Annotated in this window: 25 protein-coding genes; 2 read left to right on the top strand and 23 right to left on the bottom strand. The window is 68.7% G+C overall.

Features of this window, described 5'->3' with window-relative positions; all coding sequences use genetic code 11:
- From IM660_RS07430 to IM660_RS07370, 13 genes are all read right to left on the bottom strand, one after another.
- Entirely contained in the window at positions 1 to 795 is a 795-nt protein-coding gene (locus IM660_RS07430) for a hypothetical protein (protein WP_193498709.1), read from the bottom strand.
- A complete protein-coding gene (locus IM660_RS07425; RefSeq protein ID WP_193498708.1) occupies positions 792 to 1,706 on the bottom strand; it encodes an ATP-binding cassette domain-containing protein in 915 nt (304 codons plus the stop codon). Before IM660_RS07425 ends, IM660_RS07430 begins: the two co-directional genes overlap by 4 nt.
- Positions 1,703 to 2,083, bottom strand: coding sequence for a GntR family transcriptional regulator (locus IM660_RS07420; RefSeq protein ID WP_343072081.1), 381 nt, complete (start codon positions 2,081 to 2,083; stop codon positions 1,703 to 1,705). The genes IM660_RS07425 and IM660_RS07420 overlap by 4 nt, the downstream gene beginning before the upstream one ends.
- A 66-nt stretch (positions 2,084 to 2,149) precedes the next feature.
- Positions 2,150 to 3,298 carry an amidohydrolase family protein gene (locus tag IM660_RS07415; RefSeq protein WP_193498707.1) on the bottom strand — a complete coding sequence of 383 codons (1,149 nt, stop codon included), beginning with the start codon at positions 3,296 to 3,298 and terminating at the stop codon, positions 2,150 to 2,152.
- A 3-nt stretch (positions 3,299 to 3,301) separates the two neighbouring features.
- On the bottom strand, positions 3,302 to 4,894 hold the full coding sequence (gene ffh / locus IM660_RS07410) for a signal recognition particle protein (RefSeq protein ID WP_193498706.1): 1,593 nt from the start codon (positions 4,892 to 4,894) through the stop codon (positions 3,302 to 3,304).
- Positions 4,895 to 4,955: 61 nt separating this feature from the next.
- A complete protein-coding gene (locus IM660_RS07405) occupies positions 4,956 to 6,713 on the bottom strand; it encodes a [protein-PII] uridylyltransferase (RefSeq protein WP_193498705.1) in 1,758 nt (585 codons plus the stop codon).
- Positions 6,714 to 6,717: 4 nt separating this feature from the next.
- Positions 6,718 to 7,056, bottom strand: coding sequence for a P-II family nitrogen regulator (locus IM660_RS07400; RefSeq protein ID WP_159621781.1), 339 nt, complete (start codon positions 7,054 to 7,056; stop codon positions 6,718 to 6,720).
- Positions 7,053 to 8,306, bottom strand: coding sequence for an ammonium transporter (locus IM660_RS07395; RefSeq protein WP_193498704.1), 1,254 nt, complete (start codon positions 8,304 to 8,306; stop codon positions 7,053 to 7,055). Before IM660_RS07395 ends, IM660_RS07400 begins: the two co-directional genes overlap by 4 nt.
- 192 nt (positions 8,307 to 8,498) lie before the next feature.
- Positions 8,499 to 9,728 carry a signal recognition particle-docking protein FtsY gene (gene ftsY / locus IM660_RS07390; protein WP_193499280.1) on the bottom strand — a complete coding sequence of 410 codons (1,230 nt, stop codon included), beginning with the start codon at positions 9,726 to 9,728 and terminating at the stop codon, positions 8,499 to 8,501.
- Positions 9,729 to 9,800: 72 nt separating this feature from the next.
- Positions 9,801 to 10,076 (bottom strand): hypothetical protein, encoded by a 276-nt coding sequence (locus IM660_RS07385; protein ID WP_193498703.1) that lies wholly within the window; start codon positions 10,074 to 10,076, stop codon positions 9,801 to 9,803.
- Positions 10,077 to 10,162: 86 nt separating this feature from the next.
- Positions 10,163 to 13,765, bottom strand: a complete 3,603-nt coding sequence (gene smc, locus IM660_RS07380; RefSeq protein WP_193498702.1) for a chromosome segregation protein SMC — start codon at positions 13,763 to 13,765, stop codon at positions 10,163 to 10,165.
- A gap of 36 nt (positions 13,766 to 13,801) precedes the next feature.
- On the bottom strand, positions 13,802 to 14,059 hold the full coding sequence (locus IM660_RS07375; RefSeq protein ID WP_193498701.1) for a hypothetical protein: 258 nt from the start codon (positions 14,057 to 14,059) through the stop codon (positions 13,802 to 13,804).
- A gap of 113 nt (positions 14,060 to 14,172) precedes the next feature.
- Entirely contained in the window at positions 14,173 to 15,036 is an 864-nt protein-coding gene (locus IM660_RS07370) for a prephenate dehydratase (protein ID WP_193498700.1), read from the bottom strand.
- A gap of 198 nt (positions 15,037 to 15,234) precedes the next feature.
- Here IM660_RS07370 and IM660_RS07365 point away from each other — a divergent pair, with 198 nt between their 5' ends.
- Positions 15,235 to 16,086: a formate/nitrite transporter family protein gene (locus IM660_RS07365; RefSeq protein ID WP_193498699.1), complete on the top strand. Its 852-nt coding sequence runs from the start codon at positions 15,235 to 15,237 to the stop codon at positions 16,084 to 16,086.
- 97 nt (positions 16,087 to 16,183) lie between these two features.
- Here the strand turns inward: IM660_RS07365 and IM660_RS07360 are convergent, their stop codons facing one another.
- The 10 genes from IM660_RS07360 to dhaK all read right to left on the bottom strand — a co-directional run bounded on the left by IM660_RS07360 (position 16,184) and on the right by dhaK (position 25,773).
- The gene (locus IM660_RS07360) at positions 16,184 to 17,326 is read right to left on the bottom strand and encodes a Gfo/Idh/MocA family protein (RefSeq protein ID WP_193498698.1); all 1,143 of its coding nucleotides are present in this window, start codon (positions 17,324 to 17,326) and stop codon (positions 16,184 to 16,186) included.
- A complete protein-coding gene (locus IM660_RS07355) occupies positions 17,323 to 18,243 on the bottom strand; it encodes a TIM barrel protein (protein ID WP_193498697.1) in 921 nt (306 codons plus the stop codon). The genes IM660_RS07360 and IM660_RS07355 overlap by 4 nt, the downstream gene beginning before the upstream one ends.
- Positions 18,240 to 19,751 carry a CoA-acylating methylmalonate-semialdehyde dehydrogenase gene (locus IM660_RS07350; RefSeq protein WP_193498696.1) on the bottom strand — a complete coding sequence of 504 codons (1,512 nt, stop codon included), beginning with the start codon at positions 19,749 to 19,751 and terminating at the stop codon, positions 18,240 to 18,242. The genes IM660_RS07355 and IM660_RS07350 overlap by 4 nt, the downstream gene beginning before the upstream one ends.
- Positions 19,752 to 19,945: 194 nt before the next feature.
- Positions 19,946 to 20,374: a nucleoside-diphosphate kinase gene (ndk, locus tag IM660_RS07345; protein WP_193498695.1), complete on the bottom strand. Its 429-nt coding sequence runs from the start codon at positions 20,372 to 20,374 to the stop codon at positions 19,946 to 19,948.
- Between the two features lie 19 nt (positions 20,375 to 20,393).
- On the bottom strand, positions 20,394 to 20,813 hold the full coding sequence (locus tag IM660_RS07340) for a DUF4233 domain-containing protein (protein ID WP_193498694.1): 420 nt from the start codon (positions 20,811 to 20,813) through the stop codon (positions 20,394 to 20,396).
- Positions 20,810 to 22,537 carry an MDR family MFS transporter gene (locus tag IM660_RS07335; protein ID WP_193498693.1) on the bottom strand — a complete coding sequence of 576 codons (1,728 nt, stop codon included), beginning with the start codon at positions 22,535 to 22,537 and terminating at the stop codon, positions 20,810 to 20,812. Before IM660_RS07335 ends, IM660_RS07340 begins: the two co-directional genes overlap by 4 nt.
- 104 nt (positions 22,538 to 22,641) lie before the next feature.
- Positions 22,642 to 23,244 (bottom strand): TetR/AcrR family transcriptional regulator, encoded by a 603-nt coding sequence (locus IM660_RS07330; RefSeq protein WP_193498692.1) that lies wholly within the window; start codon positions 23,242 to 23,244, stop codon positions 22,642 to 22,644.
- Positions 23,245 to 23,384: 140 nt separating this feature from the next.
- Positions 23,385 to 24,104, bottom strand: coding sequence for a dihydroxyacetone kinase phosphoryl donor subunit DhaM (gene dhaM / locus IM660_RS07325; protein ID WP_193498691.1), 720 nt, complete (start codon positions 24,102 to 24,104; stop codon positions 23,385 to 23,387).
- Positions 24,101 to 24,685 carry a dihydroxyacetone kinase subunit DhaL gene (gene dhaL / locus IM660_RS07320; protein ID WP_246465276.1) on the bottom strand — a complete coding sequence of 195 codons (585 nt, stop codon included), beginning with the start codon at positions 24,683 to 24,685 and terminating at the stop codon, positions 24,101 to 24,103. The genes dhaM and dhaL overlap by 4 nt, the downstream gene beginning before the upstream one ends.
- A gap of 80 nt (positions 24,686 to 24,765) precedes the next feature.
- Positions 24,766 to 25,773 carry a dihydroxyacetone kinase subunit DhaK gene (dhaK, locus tag IM660_RS07315; protein WP_193498689.1) on the bottom strand — a complete coding sequence of 336 codons (1,008 nt, stop codon included), beginning with the start codon at positions 25,771 to 25,773 and terminating at the stop codon, positions 24,766 to 24,768.
- 211 nt (positions 25,774 to 25,984) lie between these two features.
- On the opposite strand from dhaK, the gene IM660_RS07310 reads away from it, so the two are divergent.
- The gene (locus IM660_RS07310) at positions 25,985 to 26,533 is read left to right on the top strand and encodes an LURP-one-related/scramblase family protein (protein ID WP_193498688.1); all 549 of its coding nucleotides are present in this window, start codon (positions 25,985 to 25,987) and stop codon (positions 26,531 to 26,533) included.
- The last annotated feature ends 17 nt before the right edge of the window (positions 26,534 to 26,550 follow it).

The following is a 26,550-nucleotide window of genomic DNA, read 5'->3' as shown; positions in this document are numbered from 1 at the left end:
TCAGCCTCGCACTGTCGTCGTGAGGGGGACTGCCCGGGTGAGGGCGGCGACGGCAAGCGCACCCAACAGCGGGACCACCAGGCTGATCGCGGCCAGGGCCACAGGATGCAGTCCCGTTCCCTGCCCGATGAGATCGGCGAGGAAGTCCTGCCCAAGCAGTGCCGGCAGGGCTGTCAGCGGGAGGAGTGCGGTGCCCTTCCATGCGCCGAAGCGGTAGTAGGCGATGCCGACGAGCAACCCGGCCACGGCGCCGGAGAAGGTGCGCACGGCGTACATGAACCACGCGGGCAGGAAGCCGTGTGTCCATGGCTCGAGGACCCCGGTTCCCGGGCTCGCCACGTTGGCCACGTGGACATGTGGCCATCCCATCGCCTCGTACAGGACTCCCTCGCCCACCATGCCGGCGCTCAGCAACAGCCCGTAGCCGAGGGCGAGAACAGCGGCAGTGCCGAGGGCGGCGCGGCTGAAGGACCGGCGCGTCATACCCGCCGCCACGTGGGTGGTGATCTGCGCACCCGCGATCCCGATCATGATCGCGAACGGAAACCAGAGCGCGCCGTGCACCGCGAACTGCAGGAAGGACAACGACACCTCACCGACCGCGGAGACGGCGAACAGAACGAGCACCTCAAGTGCGAGGATTATTCCCCAGAACCACGCGGCAAGGTAGGCCTGCATTCCCAGCATCCAGCGCATGGTTCGCCACCACTGCGGCAGGGATGGGTCGGGGCGACCGACCAGTCGCATGGCGCCGGCTGTCAGCCCGGTCAGGTCGGCTCCTGGAGAGGTACTCATGGACGCTCCTGCGATCGATCGGTCATGTGCACGAACAGGTCCTGCAGGCTGATGGACCCGACCTCGATACCGGTCCCGGCCACGCGCGCCTCGAGGTCGCTCAGGTCCGCCCCGGGCTCCCGGACCACGGTCACCTCGGTCGTCGGGCCCAGCCGTCGCTCGCCGAGCACCTGCAGCCCGGCTTCGGCCAAGAACGTGGCGACCTCGGTGGCCCGGCCGACCAGGGTCATTCCCCGAGTGCGCAGTTCCTCTGCCGAGGTGGAGGCCAGCAGCCGCCCACGATCGAGGACGACGGCGTGCTCGAGCATGCTGTCGAGCTCACCGATCAGGTGGCTGGAGAGGATGAACGTCCGGGGGTGCTCGGCGTAGTCAGTCAGAAGTGCCTCATAGAAGGCATACCGGCTCGGAGCGTCCATCCCCAGGTGAACCTCGTCCAACATGGTCAGCGGCGCACGGGAGGCAAGGCCGAGCACGATGCCCAGCGCCGAGCGCTTGCCGCGCGAGAGCGACTTGACCTGGTCCTTGGGTCGCAGTTCGAAGACCTCCAGCAATGACTGCGCGAGCTCCTCGCTCCAGGTGGGCCGCGCGGAGGCGGCGTAGCGAAGGTTGACACCGATGCGCTCCTCGGCCAGCACGTCGCCGGACTCGCGCACCAGACACACCTGCTCCATCACGCGTTCGTTCTCAAACGGATCCGCGCCGCCGATCAGGACCGAACCGGCGGTCGGGCGCCGGTAGGAGCCGAGCAGGGAGAGCACACTCGTCTTGCCCGAGCCATTCCGCCCGAGCAGACCGGTGATCGAGCCGGCCGGGATCTGCAGCGAGAGATCGTCCAGAGCGGTCGTGGCGCCGTAGCGCAGGTGCACCGCATCGAGCGTGACGGGCAGACCAGACTGGTCCAGGCCGCTCATCGTGCCACCTTCCGGATGTGGTTGAGGAGCTCATCGGTGGACATACCCAGCTCGCGGGCCTCCTGCACCACCGGGGTGAGCCGGTCGGCGAGGAAACTCTCGCGCCTTGCACTGCGGAGCCGCTCCCGGGCGCCCTCGGCAACGAACATGCCGATCCCCCGTTGCTTGTGGAGCACACCGTCACCGGCCAGCTCGGTGAACGCTTTCGCGGCTGTGGCCGGGTTGATGCGGTAGGTCTGGGCGTACTGGGTGGTGGACATCACCTGGTCTCCGTCCTGGAGTCGTCCGGCAACGATGTCGCTGCGGATCTGGTCGGCGATCTGCACGTAGATCGGATCCCGTCCGTCGAACACGCCGGCCTCCGTTCTCTGGTTCATTACTCGACTAATGAACCAGAGAACTCGAGATGCGTCAAGCCGTGCCCGCTGTTGCCGAGGTGCGCCTCAGACGATGCGGTGCCCGGCGCGGAACACCGCGCGCGGGTGCGCGAGCACCGAGATGTCGCCACGGGGATCGGCCGGATAGACGATCATGTCGGCCGGAGCTCCCTCCACCAGCCCGGGCGCCCCCAGAAACTCCCGCGCGGACCAGGTGGCCGCGGCCACCACATCGGCAGCCGGAATGCCTGCCTCGACGAGCGCTGCGGCTTCGTCGGCGATCCGGCCATGCCCGATCGTGCCGCCGGCGTCGGTGCCCAGCAGCAGTCGTACTCCGGCGTCGTGGAAGTCCCGCACCTGCTGGTTCCGCCGTCCATACATCGCGCGCATGCGCGCCGCGAAACGCGGGAACTTCGCCTCACCCTGAGCAGCGATCGCCTCGAAGTTCGCGACCTGCAGCATCGTCGGCACCACCGGGATGCCGGCGGCGGCCGCTCGCCCGATCTGGTCGGCCCTCATCCCGGTTCCGTGCTCGATGCAGTCGACGCCGGCGGCGAGCAGATCGTCGACCGTCTCCGTGGCGAAGGTGTGCACCGTCACGCGCGCCCCGGCTGCGTGTGCGGCCGCCACCCCGGCGATCAACTCGCTCCGTGGCCACAGCGGGGTCAGATCGGCCTCGGGGCCCGCGGAACGATCGATCCAGTCCCCCACAAGTTTGACCCAGCCATCCCCGCGGGCAGCCTCCTGCGCCATGGCAACCGGCAAATCCTCGACGGCGTCCAGCTCCCGCGCGTAGTGACGCAAGTACCGCTTCGGGCGAGCGAGATGACGCCCGGCCCGGATGATCCGCGGAGCCAGAGGGTCGCCGTCCAGCCAGCGGGTGTCGGCCGGCGAGCCGGCATCACGAACCAGCAACGTCCCGGCGCGCAGGTCGGCCACGGCCTGGGCGCGGGAGGTCTCGGAGTCCACGGGCCCGTCCGGCCCGAGCCCGATATGGCAGTGCACATCCACCAGTCCCGGCAGAACCCATCCCTCGACCGTCGTGGCCGTGCCAGGACCGCAGTGGCTGGGCTCGGTGAAAGTCACCCTGCCCTGGTGCGCCCAGATCGGCCCGGGCACCGCGCCGGATGTTCCCCCTGGACCCGTGCCCGAGGGTCCTGGGCCGGCGAGCACGGGCCCGGTGAGGCGCCAGGTGGGCTCAGGCTGCGCCGTCATGGTTCAGCGACGTAGGAACTTGTCGAATCCGGGCGGCAGGTCGAGCGAGGACGGGTCCACCTGGTCCGACGAGTCGGCGGATCCGGCCCCGAAGGCCGAGCCGCTCGGCCCGGACGGCTTCTGGGCCGCCCGCTGGGCCATCTCGCGCTCCTGCTGGGCGCGCTTGGCCGGGTTGCCGGACTTGCCCTTCTTCCGCTTGGGTGGGGGCGCCATCTTGCCCTTGGACTTCTTGCCGCTGCCGGGCAGACCACCCATACCGGGCATCCCGCCCATTCCGGGCATCCCCTTCCCACCGCTGGCGGCCATGGAGCGCATCATCGTCTTCGCCTGCTCGAATCGCTCCAGCAGACCGTTGATCTCGCTCACCGTGGTTCCCGAACCCTTCGCGATCCGCGAGCGACGAGAGCCGTTGATGATCTTGGGGTTGGCCCGCTCGGCCGGGGTCATCGACTGCACCATGGCCTCGATGCGGGTGACCTCGGACTCGTCGAAGTTCTCCAGCTGCTCGCGCATCTGCCCCATGCCGGGGAGCATCTCGAGCATCTTCTTCATCGGGCCGAGCTTCTTCAGCTGCTGCATCTGCTGCAGGAAGTCCTGCAGCGTGAAGTCGCCGTCACCGGAGATCTTGTTCGCGAGGTCTTCGGCCTGCTCGGCGTCGAAGGCCTTCTCAGCCTGCTCGATGAGGGTGAGCACATCACCCATGTCGAGAATGCGGGAAGCCATCCGGTCGGGGTGGAAGCGCTCGAAGTCACCGAGCTTCTCACCCGTGGAGGCGAAGAGCACCGGTGCGCCGGTCACGGTCCGGACCGACAGCGCCGCACCACCGCGGGCGTCGCCGTCAAGCTTGGAGAGCACCACACCGGTGAATCCGACCCCGTCGGCGAATGCCTGGGCCGTGGTGACCGCGTCCTGACCGATCATCGCGTCGAGCACGAACAGGGTCTCGTCCGGGCTCACAGCGTCGCGAATGTCGGCGGCCTGTTGCATCATCTCGGCGTCGACACCGAGGCGGCCGGCCGTGTCCACGACGACCACGTCGTAGAACTTCTCCCGGGCATGCTCCACACCGGAACGGGCGACCTGGATCGGGTCACCGACGCCGTTGCCACGCTCGGGTGCCCAGACGTGCACGCCGGCGCGCTCTCCGACCACCTCAAGCTGGTTGACGGCGTTCGGCCGCTGCAGGTCCGAGGCGACCAGCAGGGGGGTGTGCCCCTGCTCTTTCAACCAGGCGCCGAGCTTTCCGGCGAGGGTCGTCTTACCGGCACCTTGCAGACCGGCGAGCATGATGACCGTCGGGGGCCGCTTGGCGAAGGTGAGCTCGCGCGAGTCGCCCCCCAGGATCTCGACGAGCTGCTCGTGGACGATCTTGACGATCTGCTGGGACGGGTTCAGCGCCTGGGAGACCTCGGCGGAGCCTGCCCGTTCACGCACGGCGGCCGTGAACGCGCGGACGGCCGGTACGGCGACATCGGCATCCAGCAGCGCGCGGCGGATCTCGGAGACGGTGGTCGAGATGTCCGCCTCGGTGAGCCGTCCCTTGCCGCGAAGCGACTTGAACGTGGCGGAAAGCCGGTCGGAGAGGCTGGCGAACACGTGGGATTCCTTCTGGCGGTGGCAGTACTGGCTATCGAGGATATCCCGCATGAGGCGGGCTTCAGTCGCCGTGGCCCTCCTCGCAGGCTCGGAGCACGTTCGCCGTCAGAGTATCGACCAGTTGCGCCCGCCATGCCGTCCACGCCTTCGGCCCGGCGGCGCGCGCGTCGGCCTCGGTGAGAGCCCGCAGGATCCGGACCAGATCGACGCGTCGTTCCAACGTCCTGGCGACCCGGCCGACCACGTCCGGATCCTCGACGTCTTCACTGGTGGCCGTCTCGGCCAGCAGCAAGTGGTGGCGCACCAGCGTGACCACGTCCCGCCGGTCCGGATCTCGCACGCCGATCCGGATGAGCAGGCCATCGACGAGCTCCGCGCCGGTCACGCTGTGGTCGCGCGATCCTGCCACCTTGCCGATGTCGTGGAAGATCGCCGCCCACAGCAGCACGTCACGACCGGGGGTGGTGGCGCCGGCGCGGACGTTCGCGGCGGTCTGCACCAGATGCCGGTCCACCGTGTACACGTGCACCGGACTGCGCTGGGGGCGGTTGCGTACCGCCGCCCACTCCGGGAACCACCGCGTCACCACCCCGGCGAGGTCGAGCGCCTCCCACAGCGGGATCTGCGCCTCACCGGTGGCCAGCAGGGCCAGCATGTGATCGCGAGCGGACTCCGTCCAGGGCGTCTCGAGCGATGGCGCCTTCTGCAGGGACGCGATCGTGACCGGTGAGAGCGGCAGCTTGCTGCGCGCTGCGGTCGCCGCCGCGCGCAACGGCAGCTCCGGGTCATGCTCGGGATGTGCGTCGATGCCCAGCACGAGCTCGCCGTCGTGCTCGACGAGATTGTGCGCCACGGGTCGCAAACGCGGTGGACGGCGCCGGCCACGCACTAGCGTCGGCCGCAGACTCAGTGAGGGCTTGCGCAGCGCCTGCCGCGCATGCCGCACCGTGATGTCCAGGGCGTAGGAGATCACCCGCCCGGACTGTGCGAGCGCCGCGAGCAAGTCGTCCGGGTGGTCGTGGCCCAACTGTGCGGCCACCTCCTCGGCGTAGACCCGCAGCAGCCGGTTGACCGGCCTGCCGGTCACCCGCGCGAGGGCGTCGCGCACGTCCAGCAGGTGCTCGTAGGCGAGGTCCACCCCGCCGTGCGGACGGTCGGTCAGCCAGGTAGCCGCCAGCGCCTTGAGCACGACGGCGTCACGCAGTCCACCACGGGCTTCTTTCAGATCGGGTTCGATCAGGTAGGCGAGTTCGCCGTGGCGGTCGGCTCGTTCGGTGGTGGAGCCGGTCAGCTCCGGCAGTCGCCTGCGCGCGGAGGCGCGCCAGTCTGCCAGGACGGCGGAGCGTGCGTGGTGCAGGACGGTCATGTCCCCCGCCACGCACCTCACGTCCAGCAGCCCGACGGCGGCCGGCAGGTCGGCGGAGGCCACGTGACGGCACTCGGCGAGGGTTCGCACGGAGTGGTCGAGGTCGAGCCCACTGTCCCAGATCGGGTACCACAGGCTCTCGGCCAACGCCGCGACGTCCTGGGCCGGGTGGGTGCGCCCGTCATGGACGAGCATCAGGTCCAGGTCGCTGGCAGGACCGGCATCCCGGCGTCCGTGTGAGCCGACGGCCGTGAGCGCGATCCCGGTCGATGGGTCGATCCCGGCGGAGGCTGTCGCATCGTGCCAGAGCTCAGTCAGTGCCGCGTCGGTGAGGACAGCGAGGCGTTCGCGGTACGCGTGGCCGTGGCCGCGAACATCGAGGCGAGCGGAGCGGAGGCCCCGCAGCAGCGGCTGCGGGGCCTCCGCACGCCCGGTCTGGGGCGTGAGGGACATCGGGTCAGAGCGCGTCGGGACCGTTGGCACCGGTACGGACGCGGATGACGTCGTCGACCGGTGAGATCCAGACCTTCCCGTCGCCGATCTTGCCCGACTGGGCAGCACCGACGACCACTTCGGCCAGGTTGGCGGCGTCTGCGTCGTCGACGAGCACCTCCACGCGAACCTTGGGCACCAGGTCGACCGTGTACTCGGCGCCACGGTAGACCTCGGTGTGGCCCTTCTGGCGGCCGTAGCCGGACGCCTCGCTGACGGTGAGGCCGCGAACTCCGGCGGCGGACAGCGCCGCCTTGACCTCGTCCAGCTTGTGTGGCTGGATCACTGCGGTGATGAGCTTCATGAGTTGATCTCCTCGTAGGCACCCTCGGCGTGCTCGGCCAGGTCGATTCCGCGTACCTCGTCCTCCTCGGCGACACGCCATCCCATGGCCGCCTTGAGAATCAGGCCGATCACCACGGTGACGATGCCAGAGAACACCACGGCGACCAACGCGATCAGGATCTGGACGATCAACAGGTTGACACCATCGCCGAAGAACAGGCCGCCATCGGTGGCCAGGAAGCCGATCAGGACGGTGCCGACCAGGCCACCGACGAGGTGGACGCCGACCACATCGAGTGAGTCGTCGTAGCCGAGCTTGTGCTTGAGACTGACGGCCAGGGCGCACAGCACACCGGCCACGGCCCCGAGGATGATCGAGGTGACGGGGGTCAAAGCGCCTGCGGCCGGGGTGATGGCCACAAGGCCGGCGACAATACCGGAAGCTGCGCCAAGCGAGGTGGCCTTGCCGTACTTGATCTTCTCGACCAGCAACCAGCCGAGCACAGCGGCCGCAGCTGCCGTGGTGGTGTTCACCCACGCCAGACCGGCGACCTCGTCCGCGCCGTACGCCGAGCCGGCGTTGAATCCGAACCAGCCGAACCACAGCAGTGCGGCACCGAGCATGACCAGCGGCATGTTGTGAGGCTTCATCGGCTCGGTGCCGAAGCCCTTGCGCTTGCCCACGATCAGAGCAAGCACCAGGCCCGCCACACCGGCGTTGATGTGCACCACGGTGCCACCGGCGAAGTCGACAGGGGAAGCGATGCCGGCAAACGGACCGTCGTCGGAGAGCAGACCGCCGCTCCAGACCATGTGTGCCATCGGGAAGAAGGCCAGCGTGGTCCACAGGCCGGCGAACACCATCCAGGTGGAGAACTTCACCCGGTCAGCGATCGCACCGGCGATCAGGGCCACGGTGATGATGGCGAAGGTCGCCTGGAAGCCGACGTCGACCATCGTGGGCATCGACGCGCCGGTCTCCTCGTTCAGGACGGCGATCGGGTCGAAGGACCCGCCGAGGCCGAACTGGTCGAACGGATTACCGAAGATGCCACCGATCGAGGCGCCGTAGGACATCGACCAGCCCCACAGGGGGTAGATGACGCCGATCAGGGCGATCGCCCCGAAGCACATCATCATCATGTTCAGAACGGACTTCGCTCGTGTCATCCCGCCGTAGAACAAGGCGAGACCGGGTGTCATCAACAGCACGAGGGATGCCGATACCAGCATCCACGCGGTGATACCCGTGTCGATAAAGGGTTCCATGCAGATCTCTCCCAGCACCGGCTCGGGCGGCCGGTCTCGGGAGATGACTCTCCTTGGTCCGTGTTTCCCTCATGACCCGCATGTGTTACGGCACGGTGACCGATCGCGAGTTCATGTGAACACCGTGTTTCACCCCGGGTACTGTCTCAGTGACCGGACGCCATGGCGCGACGCGATCGCGAAGCCCGCTGGTCAGTCGAGCAGCGCGTCCACGAAGCCTGCGGCGTCGAACGGGGCCAGATCGTCCGGCCCCTCTCCCAGGCCCACGAACTTCACCGGCACTCCCAGCTCGCGCTGGACCGCGACGACGATCCCACCCTTGGCGGTGCCGTCCAGCTTGGTCAGCACGATGCCGGTGACATCCACGGCCTCGGAGAACACTTGCGCCTGCCGCATCCCGTTCTGCCCCGTGGTGGCGTCCAGCACCAGGAGTACCTCGCTCACGGGGGCGTGGCGGGAGATCACTCGGCGGATCTTCCCCAACTCGTCCATGAGCCCGGCCTTGTTCTGCAGCCGGCCCGCGGTATCCACCAGGACGGTGTCCACCCCGTTCTCCCGGCCCGCCTTGACCGCGTCGAAAGCGACGGATGCAGGATCAGCCCCCTCCCGGTCGGCACGCACGACGCTGACGCCGACGCGCTCCCCCCACGTGCTCAGCTGGTCGGCCGCGGCGGCGCGGAAGGTATCGGCCGCGCCGAGCAGCACGTCCTTGTCCTCGGCCACCAATACCCGGGCGAGCTTGCCGACGGTCGTGGTCTTCCCGGTGCCATTGACTCCGACCACGAGAACGGTCGCCGGGTGCGGCTCACCGTCGTCCCCGGTGACCGGGCTGACCGCCAGGCGACGGTCCATCCCGGAGTCCACCAGCGTGAGCAGCTCCTCCCGCAGGAGTGCGCGCACCTGCTCCGGATCGGTGGTGCCGAGCACCTTCACCCGGGTGCGCAGCGCCGTCATGAGCTCATCGGTCGGCCCCGATCCGATGTCGGCGAGCAGGAGAGTCTCCTCGATCTCCTCCCAGTCGGACTCGTCCAGGTCACCGCGCGAGAGGAGCGAAAGCAACGTGCTTCCCAGTCCACCGGCGCGAGCCAGGCGCGCCCGCAGCCGGACCATGCGACCTGCCACCGACTCGGGGCGTTCCACGTCGACCGTGGTCGCCGCAGCGGTAGCCGGGCCACCCGAGTCAGTACCACCCGGCTCCGGTTCGGCACCCGGCTCGAGGCCGGCCTCGGACGGTGCCGCTGCGGTATCGGGGTCGGCGTCACCACTGGTCCCAACCGTCGTGGGTGTCTCACCGGTCTCAACGGACTCATCAGTCTCGCCATGCCGTTCATGCCGGCTGTGCCGGCCGCGCACCAGGGCGAGGCCCGCGCCGACGACAACGAGAACACCGAGGACCAGATACAGCCAGATGTCAGCGAAGATCTCCACGTGCCCCAGTCTCGCTCACTGAGCGCGCGCAGAGCGAATCTCGCGAGCGTGAGTCCTGCGACTTCCTCAGGTGCGCGAGCGCAGCTTCGCCACCGATCCCAGGTCGACCGGGCGGTGGTAGGCCGGACCATCCTCGGCCAGCCCCATCAGCTCCGAGACTCCGACGTCCTGTTGCGCACCCGGACCGTCCTCACCCGGCGCTCGCGACTCGTGGCGAACAGCGAACGACTCGCGCACCCACGGCAGCAGACCCTCCTCGGGAATTTGCCGGCGCAGCAGCACGAACAGCACGGCGCACGCCGCGGCGACGGCGGCGAAGAAGGCGAGCAGGACTGCGGTCACACGTCGATTATGCGTCGCTGGTCGGGTGTCCGTCAGCGACTCGCCGACAACGCCCCGCCCACCATCTGGTGACGCCGCACACAGCCTCAGCCGACCTCGTCGCGGTCGGCGATCCGTTGACTGATGACGGTGGTGACGCCGTCTCCGCGCATCGTCACCCCGTAGAGCGCGTCGGCGATCTCCATGGTCCGCTTCTGGTGCGTGACCACGATGAGCTGGGAGTCGCTGCGCAGCTCACGGAAGATCTCCAGCAGCCTGCCGAGGTTGACGTCGTCCAGCGCCGCCTCCACCTCGTCCATCACGTAGAACGGGCTCGGCCGGGCCTTGAAGATCGCTACCAGCAACGCCACGGCCGTCAGGGACCGTTCACCGCCTGAAAGCAGCGAGAGACGCTTGACCTTCTTACCGGGCGGACGTGCCTCGACCTCGAGACCGGTCGTCAGCATGTCGTCGGGTTCGGTCAGGACGAGCCTGCCCTCCCCTCCCGGGAAGAGCCGCGCGAAGACCTGCTCGAACTGGGCTGCCGTGTCCTCGAATGCGGAGGTGAAGACCTGCTCGACCCGTTGGTCGATCTCGGCGACGATGTCGAGCAGGTCGGCCCGGGACTTCTTCAGGTCAGCGAGCTGATCAGTGAGGAACTTGTGCCGCTCCTCCAGCGCTGCATGCTCTTCCAGCGCGAGGGGATTCACCTTGCCGAGCAGGTTCAGGGCCCGTTCAGCGGCCCGCAGGCGCTTCTCTTGCTCGGTTCGCACGTACGGGCGAGCCGGCTCGGGTTCATCCTCGGAGCCAGGCGCCGGCACCGGCGGGACCAACTGGTCTGGTCCGTACTCGGCCACCAGCACCTCGGGGTCGAGTCCGAGCTCGTCGATCGCACGCTGCTCCAGCTGTTCGATCCGTAGCTTCTGCTGCGCGCGCGCCACCTCGTCGCGGTGGACGACGTCGGTCAGCTGAGAGTGGCGGGCAGAGAGCTCGTCCAGACGCCCGCGCACCGCCGTCAGCGCCTCGTCCCGCTGGGCACGCTCGTCCTCGGCGATCTCACGGCGCGTCGCGGCCAGCTGCAAGGAATGCTCGATCGCCGCGAGCGCTCGCGCGGCACCTGCCCGGACCAGGTTGGCGACTTCGGCCTGCTCGGCGCGGCGACGGGCCCGCCGGGCGGCTGCCTCGCGCGCCTCTCGCTCGGCCTTGGCGGCCCGCTCCAGCGATTCGGCCCGCCCGCTGAGCGCACGCACCCGTTCCTCGACGGTGCGCAGCACCAGCCGCGCATCGGTCTCCCGCCCGCGCGCCTGCGTTGCCGCCTCGGCGAGGCGATCACGGTCTGCGGTCGCCGCCTCCAGATCCGTATCGCTCTCCACTGGTTCCTGCCCGGCCACCTCGAGCCGTTCGGCGATCTCGGCGAGCGCCTCAGCGTGCTGGGTACGTGCGTGCTCGGCCTTCTCGATCGCCGGTTGGATCCGCTCGGCCTCCGCGTTCGCGGCCCGCATGGCTGCCCCATGCTGACCGAGACGCTCGGCGACGGCGGCCAGCTGGGCATCGGAGTCGTGCAGCGCGGCCAGGGTGCGGTCGGCCTCCGCCTGCGCAGCCTCGACCGCCTCGCGCGCCGGACCCAGTGCGAACCGCGCCTGCTCGGCACGCGCCGCTGCGTCCGCGATCTGCTGTGCCGCTTCCTCGCGCGCGGCGTGCAACTCCAGCACACTCGGTCCGGCGACACTGCCTCCGCGAGCATGTGCCGGCCCCAGCACATCGCCGTGACGGGTCACGGCCACCAGGGCACGACCGCGAGGACCATCACTCCGGTCTCGGCCGCTCCCAGCATCCGCGAGCCGCACCTGCCGGGCGGTGGCAAGGTCCTCCACCACGACGACACCGTCGAGCAGCCAGTCGACGGCTCCGCGCACGGACTCCGCCGCCTCGACCACGTCCCGGGCCCAACGTCCGCCACCGGGTGCTGGTCCGGCGGGAGGTGGAGCGCCCTGCTCGTGGGCGAGCAATAGCCGGGCTTGTCCGGCGTCCTTCTCGCGAACGTAGCGCAGCGCGTCGACGGCGACGTCGACCGATTCCAGCGCGGCCGCATCGGCCAGTGGTCCGAGGGCGGCCGTGACAGCTGTCTCGTATCCGGGCTCGACTGTCAGAAGGTCAGCGACCGGACCCAGCACGCCTGGGAGGTCCTCGGCCTCGAGCACCGTCCCGGTGGCGTCCTTGCGGGTGAGGGAGAGTTCGAGCGCGTCCCGCCGCGCGGTCCAGGTGGCCCGGGCACCGTCTGCCTCCCGCTCGGCCTCGGCAAGTTCGCGCACCCGCTCCTGTGCGCGTTCGAGCTGCTCGCGCGCCTGCTCATGAGCATCGTCGAGATCTTCTTCGCCCTCGGCCTGCCCAACAGCCTGCTGCTCAAGGGCGGTGAACTCCCGGCTCGCCCGCTGCGCGCGGTCGGTTGCTGCGGCAAGGTCGCGACGCAACCGTTCCAGTTCGGCTTCCGCCGCCTCGACCTTGCCACGTGTCGCGGCCACCTGCCCGGTGAGGCGAGCAAGACCTTCGCGCCGGTCGGCTACGCCTCGGTGAACAGCGGCGAGCACCTTCTCGGCTTCGGCGCTCTTCTGCTCGGCGTGCGCACGTTCGGTGACAGCGCCTTCGAGATCGTCGCGCGCCTTCTGCGCCTCGGTCCCGAGTTCGGCCTCTGCATCCCGCGCTCGGGCCGCCTGGGCGTCCAGATCGTCAGGGTCGCGGCGATTCTCCTCGACGGTTGCTGGGGTGCCGAGCAGGCGGCACCGCTCGGCGGCGAGGGTCTCGGTGCCACGGAGCCGTTCCCGCAGCGAGGACAGCCGGTACCACATCTCGGTGGCTTCGCTCAGGACCGGTGCAGCGGCCGCTGCTTCGCCCTCCAGGCGCGTCAGTTCCGCTCTCGCCTGCTGCTGCGCGTTCTCGACGGCGTCCCGTTCCTGCCGCAGCGCGGTCTCGTCGGCGATCTCCTGGGCGAGGGAGGAGGTGAACTGCACCAAGTCGTCCGCAAGTAACCGGGCCTTGGCGTCGCGCAGGTCGATCTGGACGACCTGCGCCCGGCGTGCCACGTCCGCCTGTTTGGCCAGGGGGCCGAGTTGACGGCGTATCTCACCGGTGAGGTCGCTGACCCGCGCGAGATTGGCAGCCATCGCCTCCAGCTTGCGCAGCGCCTTCTCCTTGCGCTTGCGGTGCTTGAGCACGCCGGCGGCCTCTTCGATGAATCCTCGTCGCTCCTCCGGCGTGGCCTGTAGCACGGCGTCAAGCCGGCCTTGGCCGACGATCACGTGCATCTCCCGGCCAAGCCCGGAGTCGGAGAGCAGATCCTGGATGTCGAGCAGCCGGCACGAGCTGCCATTGATCGCGTACTCCGAACCGCCGTTGCGGAAGAGCGTGCGGGAGATCGTCACCTCGCTGTACTCGATCGGCAGGGCGCCGTCAGCATTGTCGATCGTCAACGAGACTTCGGCCCGGCCGAGCGGTGGGCGGGAGGAGGTGCCAGCGAAGATCACATCTGCCATCGCTCCACCGCGCAGCGATTTGGCACCCTGCTCCCCCATCACCCACGAGAGAGCGTCCACCACGTTGGACTTTCCGGAACCGTTCGGCCCCACGACGCACGTGATACCCGGCTCCAACGAGAGCGTGGTCGCAGACGCGAAGGACTTGAATCCCCGCAGCGTCAGCGTCTTCAGGTGCACGCCTGACAGCCTAGAGGGTGCGGCTCGGCAGGGCGGTCAGTACTCGCCCTCGTCCGGATCCTCCGCCGGCACCACCACGGCCTGGTCGGCCACGTCAGCCTCGTCGGCGAGCCCGTCTCGGTCGGGTCGTGGGGTGTGCGGGTGGTAGTCCTCACCGGAACCCGCTGCGGCCCCGGCCGCATCCTCGTCGGCCTCTTGGACGAGGTTGACCGGCTCGTCGGTGCTCCGCTCGCCCGTATCCGGGTCGATCAGTCCGGCGTCACGCCAGGCGTGGTCTCCTGGTGCAGTGCTCATCGGTTCCTCCTGCTCTGACGCTGAGGCGTCTCGCTCGAGTTTCCGGTCCTGCCTATCGTGACCCCGATCTGTGCCCTGGCGCCACCTGAACCGTGCACCCACCGGCCCGGGCCTCAGGTCGTGCCACTGACCTGCTGCCGATAGGGGTCGGCCGGGTACACCCCGAGGATCGTGACTTCGCGGGTGAAGAAGGACAACTCCTCCAGAGCGCGACGTACGGGCAGGTCGTCCGGGTGGCCGTCGATCTCGGCGAGGAACTGGGTGGCGACGAACTCCCCGCCCACCATGTAACTCTCCAGCTTGGTCATGTTCACGCCGTTGGTCGCGAAGCCACCGAGGGCCTTGTACAGGGCGGCGGGCAGGTTGCGCACCCGGAACACGAAGGTGGTGACCGTGGGCCCGTTCTCTGGCGCGACCTGCGCGGGATCGGGCGCCAACGCGATGAACCGGGTGGTGTTGTGCTCGGCGTCCTCGACGTCGGAGGCGAGGATCTCCAGCCCGTAGATCTCGGCGGCGAGCGGCGGCGCGATCGCCGCCCGCGTCAGGTCGGCGGCCTCGGCGACCTCACGCGCCGCACCGGCGGTGTCCCCGGAGACAATCGGCTCGAGGCTGTGGGTACGGATGATGTCGCGGCACTGGCCGAGCGCGTGCACGTGCGAGTGCACCGTCCGGATGGTCTCCAGGGTCGCACCTGGCACAGCCATCAGCATGAACCGGATCCGCAGGAAGTGCTCGGCGACGATGTGCAGCCCCGAGGTCGGCAGGAAGTGGTGAATGTCGGCTACCCGTCCTGCCAGGGAGTTGTCGATCGGGATGAGTGCCAGATCAGCGTCCCGCGTCTCGACCGCGGCGAAGACGTCCTCGAAAGAGGCGCACGGCACGGGCTGAGCGTCCGGATAGTACTGACGGCACAGGATGTCGGAGTTGGCTCCGGGTTCTCCCTGGTAGGCGATACGTCGCTGAGTCACGGCCGACATCCTCCCACGATCGCGCCATGTGCCGGGTGTGGGCCAGGCGTCCGCACCACACCGCAGCGAGGCTCAGGCCGCTCGGATGGTTCTCACAGTGGCAGTGCACGGACTGAGCGAAGATCGTCACATCGCCGTCACCGCCGCGGACACGGCGCGAAACACCCGCTCTCTAGCGTGTCAGGCAGCCTCGAGGAAGGGACTGCCATGTACGTCAAGCCGAACGATCTGGTCACCACGATGATCGACGCCGGGGAGTCGAAGATCTTCATGTCCACCAGGGACACGCTCGTACGTGCCTCGATGGGGGGTGCCCTGCTTGCCCTGGCCGCCGCTTTCGCCGTCACCGTCAGCGTCACCACCGGGATCGCCCTCCTCGGTGCGGTGCTGTTCCCGGTCGGGTTCATCATGCTGTACCTGCTGGGCTACGACCTACTGACCGGTGTGTTCGTCCTCGCTCCCCTGGCGTGGCTGGACAAGCGGCCCGGCGTGACCGTGCGCGGTGTGCTGCGCAACTGGGGATTGGTGTTCGTGGGCAACTTCATCGGCGCCTTCACCGTGGCGGCGATGATGGCCGTGGTGGTGACCTTCGGTTTCGACACTGCACCGAATGAAGTGGGCGAGGCGATCGGGCACATCGGTGAGGGCCGCACCCTCGGGTATGCCGAGCACGGCGCGGCCGGGATGCTCACGCTGTTCGTGCGAGGGATGCTGTGCAACTGGATGGTCTCCACCGGTGTGGCCGGTGCGATGATCGCCAAGGATGTGCCCGGCAAGGCCATCGCGATGTGGATGCCGATCATGCTGTTCTTCTTCATGGGTTTCGAGCACTCGATCGTCAACATGTTCCTGTTCCCCTCGGGCATCATGCTCGGGGGTGAGTTCACGGTCATGGACTACCTGGTCTGGAACGAGATCCCGACCGTGCTGGGCAACCTGGTGGGAGGGCTGGTGTTCACCGCCCTGCCGCTGTACGCCACCCACGCCCGGACGGCGGCGCGCCGCTCCCTGCCCATCCGGCCAACCGCGACACGCGACGAGGTCGACCAGCCGGCCTGACGAGGCACACGCCATCGGGGTGCCAGTCCTGGCCCGTCCGCGAGTGCGGAGAATGGGCCACGACTGGCACCCCGATGGCATGCCCTGACACCTGCGTTCAGTGGGCGGCTGACTCCCCGCCCGGGGTGAATCCGTGCCGCTGACCGAGCCGCGCGAGGATCCGCTGGGCCACCACGAGGTCGGCCCGGCCCTGTACCGGCCCGGAGAACGGCTGTTCACCGCTCGTGACCAGCGCATGGAACGCCGTCAGTTCGTTCTCGAACGCCTCCTGCTGGGAGGAGCGGTGCTCGCTGCGGATCTCCGCACCGTCCTCACCCCGGCTGACAACAGTCAGTACGGTCGGCGCGTTGAGCAGGTACGGAACCGAGAAGACCAGGCTCACGCTGCCGCCCTCGTGATGAAAGGTGACGGTCTCGCGGTAGTCGGGATAGTCCGGCAGGAAGTGCCAGCCCAGGTGCAGCCGGGCACCGGAGGCCAGCTCACCGAGCACCTCCACGGACCCCGGACCGGCGTCCGAGGCGCCCCAGGTCGCTGCCGACTCCACGCCGGTGATCGGGTGACCGAGGTGCCGCAGCAGCGAGATGTCGTGCACGATCGAACCGATGATCACGCCCTCGTAGAGGCCGCGCCACCTCGGATCCAGGTCGGCGCCGAGGGCCTGGTCCAGAGCCGTGGTGGTGGGGGCGACGGCGGTGGCCAGGGCAACAGGATCGACGTCCCCGGCGGGGGGCAGGAGCCGGGCGAACTGCAACTGCGCGCCGGAGGTGGGGTGCAAAATCTCCACGGTCACCGCCCGCACCTGACGTCCGGCCAACGCCCGCGCGGCTCCCGCAGTGGCGGGGTCGTACTCCTTCATGTAGCCGAGCTGCACGCGCCCGCCGCCTGCCACAGCGGCATCGATGGCATCGATCTCGGTCTCGGCAAGAGCGAGCGGCTTCTCCGCCAGCACGGCAAGCCCGGCGTCGGTGAGAGCGATCACGTCGGCACCATGGGTGCCGGTCGTGGCCACCAGGACGGCGTCCAGCGGGCAGGTGCCCTCAGTGTGCGCGGCCACCAGGTCGGCACGGGAGGTGAACCGGCCCGCCACCCCGTACCGATCGGCGACGGTCGTGGTGCGTTCGGCCGAGAGGTCGGCTACCGCGGCGATCTCGAACAGGTCCCAGCGCCGGGCGAGCAACGGCAGATGCACGCTCTGGGTGACGGCCCCGAGGCCGAGAACGCCGATCCGGACACGAGTCATGCGAGGTCTCCCTTCGGGAACCAGGGGGTGAGAGCGTCGCGGTTGCGCCGCTGGTGCGACTGCGGCTGGCCGGGATCGTCGCCAGGCTGGGGGATCACGTCCTGCTCGATCACGAGCCAGCCGGAGTAGCCGCTGCCGAAGATCTGCTCCATGGTGGCGTCCAGGTCCAGGTCGCCGTCCCCGAGCGGCACGAAGGCGCGCTCGGTCCAGACCTGGCGCATCCCCGCCTTCCGGGCGACGACGTCCCGCAGCACGGCCGTCTGCACGTCCTTGAGGTGCAGGTGGTCGATCCGCTTCTCCCAGCGGCGCAAGCCTTCCAGCGGGTCACCGCCGCCGATGATGAGGTGCCCGGTGTCGAACGTCAGGCCGACGTCGGTACGGGCGAGCAGCTCGTCGATCTCCTCCGGGGTCTCCACGTGCGTGCACGCGTGGTGGTGGAAGGTCGGCCGCAGGCCGTACTCGCCCGCGATCCGGACGGCGGAGCTCACGTTGCGGGCGAGGGTGTCCCAACCGCTGGCGTCCAGGCTCAGATCCGGTCCGCCGCCCGGGTTGGCGCGGCGGGCATCGGAGCCGCTGTCGGCGAGGGTGGGGCGCGGCGGGGTATCCGGGTGCAGCTCGGCACCCTCGGCGAAGAACGCCATCGCGTCGCGGTAGCCGGGCAACGCGGCGGCGAAGGCGTCGTCGTCGGTGAACGGCATGTCCACCCAGCCGCCGGCAAGAGCGAGGCCGTGGCGGGCGAGCCGGTCCCGGAGCTCGGCACCGCGACCGAGCATTCCGATCGGACCGGAGTCGATCCCGGCGTAGCCCGCGGCCGAGATCATGGCGGCGATCTGCTCGGGTCCGGGCAGATCGACACCCTCCTCGGCAGCGAGTTCGAAGACTCCATAGGAGACGGGGGCGTTGGCGAGGGTGATCATGCGTGAGACTCCGACGGGAAGGCGAAGCTGGCGGCGTGGCGCACCCCGCTCTGGGGCCAGCGGCTGGTGATGGCCTTGGCGCGGGTGTAGAAGTTCAGGCCCTCCCGGCCATAGATGTGCGTGTCGCCGAAGAGGGAGTCCTTACGCCCGCCGAAGGAGAACGAGCCGGCGGGCACCGGGATCGGGACGTTGATCCCGACCATCCCGGCCTGCACACCACGCTGGAACGTCCGGGCGGCCGCACCCGAGGACGTGAAGATGGCCGCACCGTTGCCGTAGGGGTTGGCGTTGACGATGGCGAGGGCCTCGTCGAGGTCGGCGGCGTGGACCACCACCAGCACAGGGCCGAAGATCTCCTCGGTGTAGGCACTGGAGGTGACCGGCACCTCGTCGAGCAGGGTGGGGCCGACGAAGTAGCCGCCTTCGTGGCCGGGGACCGTCAGCTCGCGGCCGTCGAGCACCACCCGGGCACCCTCTGTCTCGGCCTTACCGACCAGCGAGCGGATGCGCTCGCGGGACTGCGGGGTGATGACCGGTCCCATCTCGGACTTCTCGTCAGAGGAGGGCCCCACGATGACAGAGCGGCCGCGTTCGGCGACGGCGTCGACGAGGGCAGAGGTTTCGTCCTTGGTACCGACCGCGACGACGACGGAGATCGCCATGCAGCGCTGGCCGGCCGATCCGAACCCGGCAGCCACGAGGTGGTCGGCGGTCTCCGCGATGTCGGCGTCGGGCATGACGACCGCATGGTTCTTGGCTCCGCCGAGCGCCTGCACGCGCTTACCAGCGGCACTGGCCCGCTGGTAGACGTGCTGGGCGATCGGGGTGGATCCGACGAAGGACACGGCCTCGATGCCATCGTGGTCGAGGATGCCGTTGACGAGGTCCGGGCCGCCGTGCAGCACGTTGAACACCCCGGCCGGCAGCCCGGCCTCGTGCCACAGGTCGGCGATGAGCAGTGCCGCGGAGGGGTCGCGCTCGGAGGGCTTGAGGATGAAGGCGTTGCCGGCAGCGATCGCGATCGGCGCCATCCACAGCGGGACCATCACGGGGAAGTTGAACGGCGTGATACCGGCCACCACACCGAGTGCCTCCCGGTAGGAGTAGACGTCGACCCCGGTCGAGAGCTGATCGGTGTAGGAGCCCTGCGCCAGCTGCGGCAGACCACACGCGAAGTCGATGTTCTCCAGCCCGCGCGTGATCTCACCCTGAGCGTCCTCGACGGTCTTACCGTGCTCAAGAGCCACGATCCGTGCGAGCTCGTCGCGGCGGGTGGCCACCAGATGACGGAACGCGAACAGCACGGCAGACCGCTTCGAGACCGACATCTGAGACCAGGTCTCGTAGGCAGCGGTGGCGGCCGCGACGGTCTCGTCAAGCTCACCCTGACCCGCAGTGCTCGCGATCGCGATCACCTCACCGGTCGCGGGATCGGTGATCTCGATAGCAGGTCCGTCGCTGCTGCGACGCTCCCCGTTGATGACGTGTTCCACGCTGCGCGTGCCCATGGTGCCTCCCGTACCGACCTCGACGACGGCAACCGGCCGGACGACCGGTGACCCTCGCCTATCGTCCCACTGCATGACGGGTTCTTGTCAAACTTTGTTAGGACAAACGCCCTCAATCTGACATCATTGGTTAGGACACATCTCGCGGAAGTGGGAACTAAGGCGGCCCTGTGACGCCCGTCGCGGCTAGGACGTCACGACCCTGGGAACCAGAGCCCGATCTCCCGTACCGCGCTCTCCGGGGAGTCGGAGCCGTGCACCAGGTTCTGCTGGACCTTGAGCCCCCAGTCGCGGCCCAGGTCGCCGCGGATGGTCCCCGGAAGCGCGCCGGTCGGATCGGTCGCGCCGGCCAGCGACCGGAAGCCTTCGATCACCCGGTGACCCTCCACGACGGCCGCCACGACCGGTCCGGACTTCATGAACTCGACCAGTGGCGCGTAGAAGGGCTTGCCCTCGTGCTCGGCGTAGTGGGCGGCCAGCAGCTCGTCGTCGGCCGAGCGCAGGGTCAGCGCCGCCAGTGCGTATCCCTTGGCCTCGATCCGCCGCAAGATTTCACCGGTCAGACCACGACGGACGCCGTCGGGCTTGATGAGGACCAGGGTGCGTTCGATGTTCTCGCTCATACCAGCGAGCGTATCGGCCTCAGGTGGCCGGTGAGGACGTCTGCGCACTCCCGGTCGACCGGCGCTCAGCACGCTCACGATCGATCTTCGCACCGAGCCAGATCGCCGTGATCCACACCAGCACGAACACCCCGCCCATGAACCACAGCGCCGGTATCACCAACCCGCCGAGGAGGATCAGTACCTGCACGATCGAGCCGAGCACCAGTCCGAGCCATCGCGTGCGCTGCACTCGCGCGGCCACGGCGCACCAGACGATGAGCACCCCACCGACGAGACCGATCGCCCACGGCTCGGCCACCCGCAGCCCATACGCCGCGAGTACCGCGAAGAAGACCAGCAGCACCTCCAGCCAGAGGACGCTGGTGCAGAACAAGGGACGCGCCGGGCGCGGCGGCTTAGCAGCCGCCGCACCCGCAGTCGCCGAGGTCGAAGTCACCGCTCCAGGGTAGTCCCCGCCTGAACGGGCTCCACCTCCGTGGCGGTCCCGGCCTCCGGGGCCGCCGACTGGGAAGCCGCGTCGGCGGCCTGTTCTCCACGCGGGCCGGCGGCGCCCTCGTGCGCGACCGAAGCGACGCCGTCGGGACTCTCAACCACGGCCTCGCCACGGGCGACCATCCCGGCAGTGTCGGAGAGGCGGACCTCCCGCAGCAGCAGCGTGAGCAGGAATCCCACCGCCAGCAGCGGCACCAGATACCAGAAGGAGGGGGCGAGGGCATCGGCGTAGGAGTCGACGACGATCTGCTTCATCCCGGCGGGCATCGCATCCACGGCCTGGGGCGTCAGCGAATCCACGCCCGCCCCCTCGGCCGCCGGGTCGATTCCAGCGCCGGCGAAACCTTCGGTCAGGTTGTCCACCAACCGGGAGGTAAAGATCGTGCTGAACAGTGCGGTACCGACAGCGGCGCCGATCTCCCGGATGAAATTGTTCGCACTCGTGGCGGTGCCGATCTCGCGCGGGTCCACCGAGTTCTGCACGGCGAGCACGATCGTCTGCATCACCAGGCCGAGACCGGCGCCAAGCACGAAGATCATCAGCGAGAACAAGGCGATGGAGATGTCCCCGGTGAGGCGTGTCAGCCACATCACGCCGAGTGTGACCACCGCCATCCCGACGATCGGGAAGATGCGGTACTTACCGAGCCGAACGATCGCCAGACCGGACGCGATGGAAGTCAGCATCACACCCACCATCATCGGAAGCATCTGCATACCGGACTGCGTCACCCCGGAGCCGGTGGCCATCTGGAGGAACGTCGGCAGGAAGCCGAGGGCGGCGAACATGCTCATCCCAATGACCAGGCCGACGCCACTGGCGATCGCGAAGGTGCGGTTCTTGAACAGGTGCAACGGGAGTAGCGGGTCCTGCGCGCGCTGCTCGGCGACAATGAACAGGCCAATGGCCAGCAACGTGCCGAGCACGAGGGCGAGCAGGCCCGGGTCGGACCAGTCGTAACCATCACTGCCGCTCCAGGAGTCCCAGCTGGTGGCCAGCACGATGCCGGATGTTCCCAGGCTGAGCAGCACGATCCCGGCAACGTCGATGCGCTTGGTGGCGCGGTGGCTGGGCAGGCGCATGGTGAACCAGCCGATGATCAAGGCAGCGATGCCGATCGGGATGTTGAGCCAGAAGCACCAGCGCCAGTCGGCGTGGTCGGTGAACAGGCCACCCAGGAGCGGTCCGAGAACAGCGGAGATACCGAACAACGCACCCATCGGGCCCATGTACTTGCCGCGCTCCCGGGCCGGGACGATGTCGGCGATGATCGCCTGGGACAAGATCATCAGCCCGCCCCCGCCAAGGCCCTGGACGCCGCGCCAGAACACGAGCCAACCGAAGCTCGGAGAGAAGCCGGCACCGATTGAAGCCACGGTGAACAGCCCGATCGAGATCAGGAAGGGCCATCGGCGACCCCACACGTCACCGAACTTGCCGTACAACGGCATCGCGATCGCGACGGCGAGGATGTAGGAGGTGATGAGCCAGCCTTGGTGCTCGACGCCATTGAGCTCGCCGACGATCGTCGGCATCGCCGTGCCGAGGATGGACTGGTCGAGCGATGCCATGAACATCCCGGCCATGAGTGCGGCGAAGATCAGCCAGACTGTTCGCTTGTTGAGCACGACCTTGGGCTGGTCGGCCACGGGTGCGGTCGCTGCCATGAGTGGATTCCTTTGCGTGAGTCGGTCGAGTACACGGGTTCGCGACCCGCGAGGCGGTGGAGTGGTGTCGATGGTCGGCCCAGCCATGGCCAGGTCGGCAGGGCTCAGGTGATGAGCTCGCGGAGTTCGCCGTAGGCTGCGTCCACGTGGTCGCGCGGGTGCCCCGATCCCCCGGCCTCGTGCCACCGCGACGTGGCCCACCGGGCGAGGTGGAACAGTGTCATCGCGTACAGTTCCGGCCGCGAGTCGGCCTCGTCGGCGCCGAGCCGTTGCCGGATGAGGTCCTGCACCTGATGCAACGCAGACTCGAAGATCGACATGTGCCGCGTCAGGAGCGTCGGCTCAGCCTTCACGATCTCGATCACGGCTGCCATCCGATCCTTCGAGAGCGCGGGAAGCTCGAGGATCTGCTCCAGCAGTGTGCGAGTATCGGCGGCAAAGTCGCCGTTGGGGCCGCCCTGTGCATAGGTCGCGGCGACGTCATCGTCCAGTGCGAGCGGTGTGGCGCCGACGGCCGCATGGAGCTTGGACTCGAAGTAGTTGAAGAACGTGCGCACGGAGACGCCCACCCGCTCGCAGATCGCCTCAACAGTGACGTTCTCGAGTCCCTCTTCACGGACGAGCTCATGGGTGGCGTCGATCAGCGCGTCGCGGCGCGCGATCTTCTTGCGTTCACGGAGGCCGAGCTCGTTCTGCATGTCATGCATTTTTGCATGATGTGCAATCTTTGATCCAGGGGAAAGCGATCTCATGATCGGTGATCTGCGTCACGGAGACACGAGGGTGGCCTCAAGTGTCGCGATCTGCCTCGACGACGACACTGAGTCACCGTCGTGGTGGCGACGAGCTACTCCTCGCCGAAGCCCGCCTCGACGTCTGCCTCGATGGCATCGAGTGCTTCGGCCGCCTGCGGGCCGGTCGCCTCCATCTGAAGCTCGGCCCCAGCGGTGAGCCCGAGACCCATGATGGACAGGATGCTCGCGGCATCGATGCCGTTGAGTCGAACATCGGCATCGAACTCGGTCACCTTGCGGGCGAGCATCGCAGCAGGGCGGGCATGCAGACCGAGCCGGTTGCGCAGCACGAGCGTGCGGGTGAGCGTCTCGGTCGTCGGTTCAGCCGTACCTGGCGCAGCTGCACCAGCCGACGACTCGGCGTCGTCACGATCCACTGGACCGAATGAGGATGCGGCTTCTTCCGCCGCCGCGCGGACCGCGGGCCCCGCCGCACCTCCCTGTGCGGCCACAGCGGCGGCCACGGCACCCTCGACGAACGGAGCATCGGCCAGGAGCACTCGCTCGTCGTCGAGCATCTCGAGAACGGACTCGGCTGTGAGAGCCGCAGACCCGAGGTCGGTCACCATCACCACGGCACCGGCGTCATCCTCCAAGCACGCCGTCACGGCCTGTTCCACCAGGTCGTAACTGGTCCCGATGCGCCCGTCCTCGGTGCCACCGGCGGGACGGATCGCCACATCGGGCGCCATCTGGGCCGCAACCTCGGCAGCACCGGCCGCAAGCGCTGCGGAGTGGGAGATGAGGACGAGAGCGGTCGTGGGCTCACTCATCCCCGCTCCCCCTCGCGCGCGGCGGCCGCTGCGGCGTCGAGGAGCAGCGCGGTGGACTGCGCACCTGGATCTCGGTGCCCCACCGATCGTGCGCCGAGATAACTCGCTCGCCCCTTGCGGGCGGTCAGCGGTTCGGTGGCCACCGCACCGGCCTGGGCGGCCTCGGCCGCCGCCTGCACAGCCTCGACACCACTCCCGCCGGCCCGGGCGACATCCCGGGCGGCCTCGGACGCGGGCCCCCAGGCGTCGACCATCGTCTTGTCCTCGCGATCGGCTTTCCCACGGGCGACGATCCCACCCAGGGCGGCCTCCAGCACATCCGCCACCCCGGCGGCGTCGAGCGTCGTTCCCGCAGCCTTCGAGGCGCGCAGGTAGGCAGTGCCGTACAGCGGTCCCGCCGCCCCGCCGACTGTTGACATGAGCGTCTTGGCGACGAGTGCGAGCACATCGCCGATCGTCTCGGTCTCGGTACTCTGGAGTTTACCGAGCACGGCGGTGAATCCACGGTCCATGTTCTCGCCGTGATCGCCGTCGCCGATCGCGCGATCGAGGTCGATCAGTGCCATGCGGTTCTGCCGCATGACATCGGCACTGGCCTCCACCCAGGCGCGTGCCCACGCGACGCCGAGTGAGCCGGGAGTGCTCACGCCGTCCTCCACCGTCACGCCCCCCATCGCAGTGCGGCCGTGTGCACCGGAGCGTCATAGAGGCTGAGCAGCTCATCGTCGAGGCGGAGCACGGTGACCGAGGCGCCCTGCATCTCCAGCGACGTCACGTAGTTGCCGACCAGTGACCGCTCCACGCTCGCGCCTCGCTGCTCGAGCAGCGCACGCGCCTGCCGGTAGACGATGTACAACTCGGAGGCGGGTGTGCCACCCATCCCGTTTACCAGCAGCACCAGCCGGTCACCGGAGGCCACCTGCAGGTCGTCGGCGACCGCCGTCAGGAGCCGTTCGGTGATCTCGTCCGCGGAAGCGGCGGGGATCCGCTCCCGGCCGGGTTCACCGTGGATCCCGATCCCGATCTCGATCTCATCCTCGGCCAGGTCGAAGGACGGCTTGCCGGCATGGGGCACCGTGCACGCGGTCAGGGCCACTCCCATCGACCGTACGTTCTCGTTCACCCGGGTGGCGATGGCGGCGACGGCCTCGAGATCGTCCCCTCGCTCAGCGGCAGCACCGGCGATCTTCTCCACCAGCACGGTGCCGGCCACGCCGCGGCGCCCTGCGGTGTAGAGCGAGTCCTGGACCGCCACATCATCGTCGACGATCACCGACGTCACGGTCACGTCCTCCAGCTCGGCGAGCTCGGCGGCGGTCTCGAAGTTCAGCACGTCACCGGTGTAGTTCTTCACGATGTGCAGGACGCCGGCACCGCCATCGGCCGCCACCGTCGCAGCGACGATCGGGTCGGGCGTCGGAGACGTGAACACCGCACCCGGTACGGCCGCATCGAGCATGCCGAGACCGACGAACCCGGCATGGAGCGGTTCGTGCCCGCTACCCCCGCCACTGACGAGACCGACCTTGCCGGACACCGCTCCGCCGGCGCGGGAGACGAACAGCTTCTCCTCGTCACCGCTGGAGACGACCAGGTCGGCGTGGGCCGCGACGAATCCTTCGACCGATTCGGCCACGACCGCCTGAGGATCGTTGATCAGCTTTTTCATGTCTGCTCCTTCGCATGGACGCCGGGGCGGCGAGTGACCAGTGCGGGCGGGTTCGGATCCCACGAGTCCACTGTGGACCGTGCCGGGTCCGGTTGCCTAGCCCTGGGTCCATCTTGCTCCTTCGACGGCCCCGTGCACAGGGTGATCGTGACAAGCAGTTCGTGAACGCACAGGATCCGGCCACAGTCAGCCCACATGGGAGGATCGGGGCATGACGTTGTTGGCACACCAGAGACTGGTCGTCGACCAGGTCACGAACTTCATGAGCAACGACTTCGCGATCGCCGATGCCCAGGGACAGCAGATCGGCCACATCGAGACCGGGGGCAGTGCACTCAGCCGCTTCTTCATGGGCAGCCGCGAACTCACCGTCTTCGACGGCCCGGGCAAGCCGCTGCTACACCTTAAGGATACGGTCACCTTCGGCCGGGACCGGATGGAGATCCTCGACGGGCACGGCCAGCCGCTGGCACACATGGTCAAGCGGATCGCGTTCTTCCGGACCCGGGTGACGATCGAACTCGACGGTGCACCGTTGGAACTGACTGGCAATCTGTGGGGCTTCGACTTCACCCTCTCCGGCCCCAGGGGCCTCATGGCCACCGTGGCCCGCAATTGGGCCGGGATGGGCCGGGCGCTGCTGGGGCATAGTCGCTACATCGTCGACCTCTCCCCGGACCTGGCACCCCGCGAACGTCAGGCGGTACTCGGTGCCGTGATCGCGCTCGACCTCATCCGCAAGAAGCAGGACAACGGCTGAGACCGGCGTCGTCTCCG

Origin of the sequence: Ruania alkalisoli (genome assembly GCF_014960965.1) — a bacterium.
Classification (GTDB): Bacteria; Actinomycetota; Actinomycetes; order Actinomycetales; family Beutenbergiaceae; genus Ruania; species Ruania alkalisoli.
The sequence above is the reverse complement of the archived record's forward strand: the minus strand, read 5'-3'. Positions and strand labels throughout refer to the sequence as shown.

What these genes read in the sequence shown, in the direction of transcription:
- IM660_RS07400 (WP_159621781.1), bottom strand. Translation starts at nt 7,056, where the DNA reads ATGAAGCTCATCACCGCAGTGATCCAGCCACACAAGCTGGACGAGGTC.
- IM660_RS07310 (WP_193498688.1), top strand. Translation starts at nt 25,985, where the DNA reads ATGACGTTGTTGGCACACCAGAGACTGGTCGTCGACCAGGTCACGAAC.
- IM660_RS07430 (WP_193498709.1), bottom strand. Translation starts at nt 795, where the DNA reads ATGAGTACCTCTCCAGGAGCCGACCTGACCGGGCTGACAGCCGGCGCC.
- dhaK (WP_193498689.1), bottom strand. Translation starts at nt 25,773, where the DNA reads ATGAAAAAGCTGATCAACGATCCTCAGGCGGTCGTGGCCGAATCGGTC.
- IM660_RS07355 (WP_193498697.1), bottom strand. Translation starts at nt 18,243, where the DNA reads ATGATCACCCTCGCCAACGCCCCCGTCTCCTATGGAGTCTTCGAACTC.
- IM660_RS07335 (WP_193498693.1), bottom strand. Translation starts at nt 22,537, where the DNA reads ATGGCAGCGACCGCACCCGTGGCCGACCAGCCCAAGGTCGTGCTCAAC.
- IM660_RS07375 (WP_193498701.1), bottom strand. Translation starts at nt 14,059, where the DNA reads ATGAGCACTGCACCAGGAGACCACGCCTGGCGTGACGCCGGACTGATC.
- IM660_RS07330 (WP_193498692.1), bottom strand. Translation starts at nt 23,244, where the DNA reads ATGCATGACATGCAGAACGAGCTCGGCCTCCGTGAACGCAAGAAGATC.
- IM660_RS07370 (WP_193498700.1), bottom strand. Translation starts at nt 15,036, where the DNA reads ATGTCGGCCGTGACTCAGCGACGTATCGCCTACCAGGGAGAACCCGGA.
- dhaL (WP_246465276.1), bottom strand. Translation starts at nt 24,685, where the DNA reads ATGCGGCAGAACCGCATGGCACTGATCGACCTCGATCGCGCGATCGGC.
- ndk (WP_193498695.1), bottom strand. Translation starts at nt 20,374, where the DNA reads ATGAGCGAGAACATCGAACGCACCCTGGTCCTCATCAAGCCCGACGGC.
- IM660_RS07365 (WP_193498699.1), top strand. Translation starts at nt 15,235, where the DNA reads ATGTACGTCAAGCCGAACGATCTGGTCACCACGATGATCGACGCCGGG.
- dhaM (WP_193498691.1), bottom strand. Translation starts at nt 24,104, where the DNA reads ATGAGTGAGCCCACGACCGCTCTCGTCCTCATCTCCCACTCCGCAGCG.
- IM660_RS07420 (WP_343072081.1), bottom strand. Translation starts at nt 2,083, where the DNA reads ATGAACCAGAGAACGGAGGCCGGCGTGTTCGACGGACGGGATCCGATC.
- IM660_RS07395 (WP_193498704.1), bottom strand. Translation starts at nt 8,306, where the DNA reads ATGGAACCCTTTATCGACACGGGTATCACCGCGTGGATGCTGGTATCG.
- IM660_RS07360 (WP_193498698.1), bottom strand. Translation starts at nt 17,326, where the DNA reads ATGACTCGTGTCCGGATCGGCGTTCTCGGCCTCGGGGCCGTCACCCAG.
- IM660_RS07425 (WP_193498708.1), bottom strand. Translation starts at nt 1,706, where the DNA reads ATGAGCGGCCTGGACCAGTCTGGTCTGCCCGTCACGCTCGATGCGGTG.
- IM660_RS07405 (WP_193498705.1), bottom strand. Translation starts at nt 6,713, where the DNA reads ATGTCCCTCACGCCCCAGACCGGGCGTGCGGAGGCCCCGCAGCCGCTG.
- IM660_RS07350 (WP_193498696.1), bottom strand. Translation starts at nt 19,751, where the DNA reads ATGGGCACGCGCAGCGTGGAACACGTCATCAACGGGGAGCGTCGCAGC.
- IM660_RS07415 (WP_193498707.1), bottom strand. Translation starts at nt 3,298, where the DNA reads ATGACGGCGCAGCCTGAGCCCACCTGGCGCCTCACCGGGCCCGTGCTC.